The 6,673-nt window shown below is 32.3% G+C and carries 7 protein-coding genes; all 7 read right to left on the reverse strand.

Translation table 11 applies throughout. The features are described from left to right. Positions 1-79: 79 nt before the first annotated feature. The 7 genes from IV513_RS14630 to IV513_RS14660 all read right to left on the reverse strand — a co-directional run bounded on the left by IV513_RS14630 (position 80) and on the right by IV513_RS14660 (position 6,457). A complete protein-coding gene (locus IV513_RS14630) occupies positions 80-1,453 on the reverse strand; it encodes a relaxase/mobilization nuclease domain-containing protein (protein ID WP_209391298.1) in 1,374 nt (457 codons plus the stop codon). After that, positions 1,443-1,817, reverse strand: coding sequence for a hypothetical protein (locus tag IV513_RS14635; protein ID WP_209391299.1), 375 nt, complete (start codon positions 1,815-1,817; stop codon positions 1,443-1,445). Before IV513_RS14635 ends, IV513_RS14630 begins: the two co-directional genes overlap by 11 nt. Continuing rightward, a complete protein-coding gene (locus tag IV513_RS14640) occupies positions 1,814-2,626 on the reverse strand; it encodes a hypothetical protein (RefSeq protein WP_209391300.1) in 813 nt (270 codons plus the stop codon). The genes IV513_RS14635 and IV513_RS14640 overlap by 4 nt, the downstream gene beginning before the upstream one ends. 789 nt (positions 2,627-3,415) lie before the next feature. Next, positions 3,416-4,027 (reverse strand): T9SS type A sorting domain-containing protein, encoded by a 612-nt coding sequence (locus IV513_RS14645; RefSeq protein ID WP_209391301.1) that lies wholly within the window; start codon positions 4,025-4,027, stop codon positions 3,416-3,418. Between the two features lie 9 nt (positions 4,028-4,036). Further along, entirely contained in the window at positions 4,037-5,275 is a 1,239-nt protein-coding gene (locus IV513_RS14650; RefSeq protein WP_209391302.1) for a hypothetical protein, read from the reverse strand. A gap of 53 nt (positions 5,276-5,328) precedes the next feature. Continuing rightward, entirely contained in the window at positions 5,329-5,844 is a 516-nt protein-coding gene (locus IV513_RS14655) for a histidine kinase (protein ID WP_209391303.1), read from the reverse strand. 124 nt (positions 5,845-5,968) lie between these two features. Next, on the reverse strand, positions 5,969-6,457 hold the full coding sequence (locus IV513_RS14660; protein WP_209391304.1) for a CPBP family intramembrane glutamic endopeptidase: 489 nt from the start codon (positions 6,455-6,457) through the stop codon (positions 5,969-5,971). Between the last annotated feature and the right edge of the window lie 216 nt (positions 6,458-6,673).

Genomic DNA, 6,673 nt, shown 5'->3' on the forward strand with positions numbered 1-6,673 from the left:
AGACAGTTGTATTTTCAACAGAAATTTATAAATTTATAACCCTAAATACTCCTTAAGGATTTATTCCAAAATGTCCAAGTTAGTTTGAAGACGTACAAACATTTTTCGTTTTACTTTGGTCTTCTTTTAAATCTGTTACCTGAGTATTTAAAAATTTCTGATACAGATTTTCTCCAATAATAGCTTCTAGCTCTCCGATGTAATGAAGTCTTGAATGAATAGCATAATATTTTCCATCTCGATTGGTTACAATCCCTATATCAGCTCTGTTTTGAGTTTTTATATAGTCTTTTACATCATTTCGGATGCGCATGAATACTTCTTTATTTTTTAGTTTTTTATTGCTAAAAAGCATAAAGTCCTTCATATTATTTTCAGGATATTTCGCCTGTAAAAAGTCCAACATCAATTTTTTTATTTCATAGTTAGGAATATTAAAATCCTTTATACTTTCAAACAGTCGCTTATCTATTTTATCAGAAGTAAATTCAAACAATTCTTTCATTTTTATGATGTCACTTCCTTTGTAAACAGCTCCATCTTTGTGATCAATCACTGTGTAGCCAAAGGGCTGGTTGTTATCTTTGTGATGAAAAACGATATCCAGCCCAAATACATCCCTAAGTTTTTTCTGAAGCTCGCTATCAAATTCAATAACCGGAATAATGTCTTCCTTGGATCTTCTTTTGTTTTCAGGAAGCAGGGATTCATACTTTCTAAAATCTTCAACTTTAAAAACCTTATTTGAGTGAATCCTGCTGTATTTGGCAAGAATCGCTCTGAGCTGACTTATTCTCTTTATATTCTTTTTATCATTAAAAACCAGTGAATCTCCCGAAAGTTTTCGTTGTACAACACCGTTCTTTAGAATATTTAATACATGCTCATTGTTTTTATCCCTGGATATTTTAAAACCACTTCTATTGAGCAAAATCTCCAATTGGTTAAGAGAACCAAAACTGTAATTCAGTAAATTATTAAGTTTTGCATCTTCATCAATTCCGTAAAGTTTCTCAAGAGTCTCAGCTAAAACCTTTTGAGCTTTAAGCTTTTCGTAACTATCGTTTATCTTCCGTCCGGTCTGCTTGTTAACCCTTGTTGAAACGATGTGCACATGATTATTTTCTGTATCGTTATGAAAAACTACTATGAAAGGCTGTTTCTCATACTCCATTCCATTCATAAAATCTTCAGCTATCCGAGTAATTTCATCCTTAGAATGTTCCTGAAACTTGGTTGAGATCACAGCATGAAACTGAGGCTTTTTAACATTCTCATTCCTTGAGATAGACTTTAAATAATTCCTAACATCTTCCGGTTTACTCTTTTCATTGATAAAAGAAGGAAAATTCTTCATTAACATGAGTTCCCCTTTTCCTTTCTCAACTTTTTTATCGTTGTATTGTACACCATGAAAATCTGAACTTGCAGATCCCAATATCTTAACAATCATCGGCAAGGAATGAATAGATCTTTAGGAATATTTCATTTTGCTGATCTTTCAGAAAGGTAATTTTTTCTAACTGCCTCCTGAAATATTCAAATTCTGATTCAGACATAAACTTTTGAGTATTTACAATTCTTGCGATTTGATTGATGTTAGTCTCAATCTTGACGAAAATATTGTCCTGCTTCTCAATAAATCCAATAATCTCTCTTCGTTCATCATCCATTATTCTATCCTCAACCGAGTTGATAACTAAACTCGTAAGAGAGATCTTTTTGTCTGAACAGGCTTTTTTCCATTTAGCTTTTTGGATAGGAGAAATTCTTATCTTAATAAAATCCTTCTTCTCTGCCCCTTCTTCCTTTGTCACTCCACCACATTCAAATAATTGATTGGAAAAGTAGTCATGCCTCTGATAGCTCCACTAAATTTTTCTATCTGGTTTTTCCATAAAAGCAAATTGAAATCTACATTCGTCAGTGACACTATTCCTTGTTCCATTCCTAATCCTCCTGTAGTAGGACTACCGCTCACCAAAATATTGTTAATTGATCCTACACTTCCATCTGACATAAATCCTAAATCTCGTAATGGCTTAGATAAATTGAATGATAGATAATTTGAAGTAAATGGAATTGAGCAATTGATGTTAACATCCAAGTATCCAATTGTTCCAATTCGTCTGGCATCAATCTCTCCTGATATTCCAAGACCTGAAGTTCCCAACCTGTAAATTTTTGTTGCCAATGTGTGTTGACGAGGATTTGTTGGAAACGGAAGATAACTACTCCATGAAGTCTGCTCCGTAATAGTATTTGCGGTAAGAGTTTCATCCAAAACAATCAGAGCATCATAGAACATAGGTTCTTTATAAATTTGACTCCAGTACTGTCCATTAAAATAGTAATATCCTTCCTCAACAATATGAATAACCTGTCCCGAGAGATTGGTTGCGGGTTGTGTAATATAAACAATGGCTCCTTTCTGTAATGCTGAATAATTCTTATTGGCAAGTTGGTTACCTGTTATTCTTGGTGGAATGAGTCCATCAAACTGATTTTGAATATCAGGTTTACCAACAACATCCAAAGTAGCTTTAGGTTCATCAGTATTGATTCCGACTTGAGCTCTTAGGTTAATGGCTAGACTAAATATTAAAAGATAAAATAATCTGTTCATTGCTTTTTTGATTAATATTTCTTCTGCAAAGTTGGAGTATAACAATTATCTAAACAATAGATAAAAAGCTGCTTGGATTACATAAGAACAATCTGGATAAATCTGGATTGTGAAAAATCTAAAAAAGAATAAAATGGATTATTATGGTAGCTAAACTGAGTTCAGAAAAAAAATAGAAAAACAAGTTCCGCCGTCTTTCTCCCTTTTGTCAAAAAGGCAAGTGAGTCATTGAAATCAGAAATTTGCTGAAAATTTGTGGGTACAAAGACACATCTTGCAACTGTACCAACTGTACAAAAACTTGCTTTTTTTTTGTAAAAAAGTCAGAAAATTAAAATTACTTATTTATCAATTCATCTTCGCTTTTAAAACAAGAAAATCAGATTATACATTTTATAAAATCATTTACATCAGTTTAACTAAAGAATATAAAATAACTATAGGCTTGGAAAGTATCCAGTGTAAAATAAATAGAGGTTGTTAAAAAACCTGTATAAATTACGTTAAGGTTTTTGATTTCTTTATGAATCTTTTTACCTAGGTCAAACAAACAATCTTCGTACTTCAGACATAAAATCTTGATCAGATGTAAAAAATACCTGATTAGAAAACACTACATTTCTTACAAGACTGTGCAAATTAAATATAGGTTTTTGATAAAGCCCTACATTTTAGAGTAGTTTTAAAAATCCTAAATAACTACCTTGACATGCTAAATTTAAATTCTACTTCCATTAAAAAACCGCAAAGACGAAATCTTTGCGGTTTAGATATTTTAGTCCTATGATTTTACTTTTTCAAAATTTTCTCCGTCACCACAGCCTTCTCAGTTTTCACTTTCACATAATAAACTCCCGCTGTCAAAGCACTCATATTAATTTGAACATTAGTATTCCCCAAATTTCCTCTTAAAACTGTTTGCCCAACTGAAGAATACACTTCGTAGCTTTCAAGTTTATTTTTGCTTTTAATTGTTAGGAAATCCTGAACTGGATTAGGATAAAACTGTAAACCAGCTTCTACAGAAGTTTCTTCTACCGACATTGTAGAGCACGCAACATTGGCAAGTTTTGCAAAGAAAAAGTCTGATTTAGTACTTCCCGATGCGTTGCTTATTGTTGCAACATTATCATTTGTCGCAGTAAACAGTTGTGAATGTATAAATCCACCCAACATAATGTTATTGTCGTTATCTACAGCCACAGCAGTAAAATGATCATGTTGACCATAGTCGCCCTGTACCTCATAAGTCCCATTTACGGCTCCGGTATCTTTATTTAATAATACAAGCAAAGGATCCGTACTGTCGTTTAGCGGACGCACCATAGAATACGCTCCCCAAACTTCTCTGATGCTTCCCTTGGCAAAAAGAACTTCATTGCCTTTGATAACGATAGGCATACGGACGTTTTACATTCCAACTTGAGTAGAGCCGTCAGATAAAGAAGTTGGAGATGTACTCCAAATAATATTACTTGAGGTGTTGGTTGTTGCCAACTTCATTACAAAACTAATGGATCCTATTAGAGGACTTGTAAAATTATAATCACTGCCAAAAGAAACTGTATTAGTTGATTTACCTATTTTTCCGGAAAGATAAATATCACTCGTTGTAGGGTCTTTCTTTAAACCATAGATAAAATTAAATCCCTGACTTGCGCTGGTCACAAATTCTCTTCTCCAAAGTTCATTATAATTTGTACTGCTGAATGCAAGTAAAAAACCAGAGTTGTTAATCGGAACATTATTATATGAAAGTGCATTACCATTTGATCCACTTCCCTCTGTGTTTCTAGAGCCTGCAAGATAGTAGCGACTGTTAGCTTCATCATACATCCAATTTAGATAACCGATGCGGAAATTGGTGCTTCCAGCTATTGGAAGGAGCGAAGGAGTACCTACTATATTTCCTGCCGTGTCATACTTCACTACATAATATTGATAATTTTGTATGGTATTATAAGTACTTGGAACGGTAATCATACCATTTAAATGTGTTCCATATTGAAATCCACATATGACATGAATATTACTTTGTGAATCAATCAGTGGTGGACTGAAATCCATCGCGTAGTTTTGAATATTTACGTCCCCTTGAAAATCTTTTCTCCAGACTAAATTTCCATCAGAAGTATTATATTTTAATAAAAAACCAAATCTAAAAGCAGGTCCAGCTTGAAAGGGATCGTTACCTAGCTGTGGTAATGCATCATTATCCCCGAAACGAGGTGGTAAATATTGCCCTCCACTAGAGGTATTACCAACGCCAAAAGTCAAATAAAGACCTCCATTATTATCCAAAACAATTTTCTGTGTGTTTTCCGATTGGCTACCTCCACCAATCGTTCTTTTCCAACGGACATTGCCCATGCAGTCGGTTGAGAATAACACAATATCTTTACCTCCATAATTAGTGACCGGCTGACCATCTAATAAAGGAGAACTACTATACATAGAAGTAATATAATAGCTGTTATTTTGATTATCAACTGCAATGTCTAAAATATGCTCGTCATCAGATTGATTAAATCCTATGCTTCCGCTTCCATTGACAGCGCCTCCTGTTTTTGCCCACTGGTAGGTGTAGGTTTGACTTTGATAGAATAAAGAAAACAGCATTGCTGCAATTAAGTAAATGTTCTTTTTCATAATAATTTTTGTTTAGGTGTACTAAATATAGCAATTAAAATAGTAATTTTTATTCAATAATTTGTCCTTTTATTGTTCAATATTAGTTTTTGAGCTTGGGAGAACAAAACATTGAGTGTATTATACAGAAAATGGGGATTAATCTGAGTGCGTAAAAATGCATATTGATATTTGATGGTTTCAAGTTCTTTTTTATTCTTCAAATCGTCTAATTTCAAACGTTCCAATTCCGAATTTTTGAGGTTTTGCTGTGTTTTAAACCATTCCACAATCACAAAATAAAGCAAAGCGTAAACAAAAAATTTAAAAGTTGCAATAATAACCTCCTGGCTATATGCCGCAAAAGAAAAAGAATCGGATTTAATATTAATTCCAAATCTTGGGAACACATTATCAATCAACAAATATCCTCCACCAAAAAGGCTAACAGATATCCCCAGAAAATAAATCGCCATTAAAACTTTACTCTTACTCGATAATGAAAATCCGTAAACGCACAAGTAAAAAAATAAAATCAGAGGAAGGCTCATCGCTAAAACATCTATAATATGAACATTTTCATTCGTCATTAAATTAAGACAGTAAGTATATATTATATAAATGCTCCAGGCTAAAATGTGCAGTAGAATTTTGGGAAAAGATTGGAGTGCTGAAAAAAACTTCGTCAAAACTGCTAATTTTTTAGTAAAAACTTTAGTAAAGATACTGGATTATCACATCCCACAAAATATGAATCATAATCAAAACTTTAATATTTCTATATTTGAAATACAAAATTGCGAAAATCGACCCGAATATAAAAGGCTGAATCAACATAAACATAGTTCCATAAGAATAATGTGCAGCCGAAAAAATAACAGATGATATCAACACAGCACCCAATTTATTCCCGGAAATAGAATAAATTCTTGTCATCATATACCCTCTAAAAATAAACTCTTCCACAATACCTGCAGTAATTGATGAGATATAAATAAAAATAGGATATTGCTTTAATAATTCACTTAAATCTTCTGATGTTTGTGATGAAAAGCCTAAATAATGCAGCAAATTGGAAGTCCCAATACCTATTACAGCGAAAGCAATGATGGTAAAAAATATTGTTTTTAAATAAAATAAAGGTTTATATTTTAAGTCTTTCCATTCTGTAAATTTCCTATTTTCAATATATATGGAATACAAAATGGTGATGAAAAACAGAGTCCAAATAATAATTTTGTAAATAATGACTTTTGCGGTTAAAGATTTGACAAGAAAATTATCTAAAATTATTTTTTTACCATAAAGAATCATTAAAATATAAATGAATATCCGTAATTTATCATAACTTTTGTATATTTGTAGTAATCAAACAATTAGATATGAATTTATTCAGTTTTTCAGCACATTTTGGGACAG

Source organism: Chryseobacterium sp. RR2-3-20 (genome assembly GCF_017808115.1).
Taxonomy (GTDB): domain Bacteria; phylum Bacteroidota; class Bacteroidia; order Flavobacteriales; family Weeksellaceae; genus Chryseobacterium; species Chryseobacterium oryzae.

Bases quoted from the DNA above. Each gene is read 5' to 3' on its own strand.
- IV513_RS14630 (WP_209391298.1), bottom strand. From the start codon at position 1,453: ATGATTGTTAAGATATTGGGATCTGCAAGTTCAGATTTTCATGGTGTA.
- IV513_RS14640 (WP_209391300.1), bottom strand. From the start codon at position 2,626: ATGAACAGATTATTTTATCTTTTAATATTTAGTCTAGCCATTAACCTA.
- IV513_RS14645 (WP_209391301.1), bottom strand. From the start codon at position 4,027: ATGCCTATCGTTATCAAAGGCAATGAAGTTCTTTTTGCCAAGGGAAGC.
- IV513_RS14650 (WP_209391302.1), bottom strand. From the start codon at position 5,275: ATGAAAAAGAACATTTACTTAATTGCAGCAATGCTGTTTTCTTTATTC.
- IV513_RS14655 (WP_209391303.1), bottom strand. From the start codon at position 5,844: ATGACGAATGAAAATGTTCATATTATAGATGTTTTAGCGATGAGCCTT.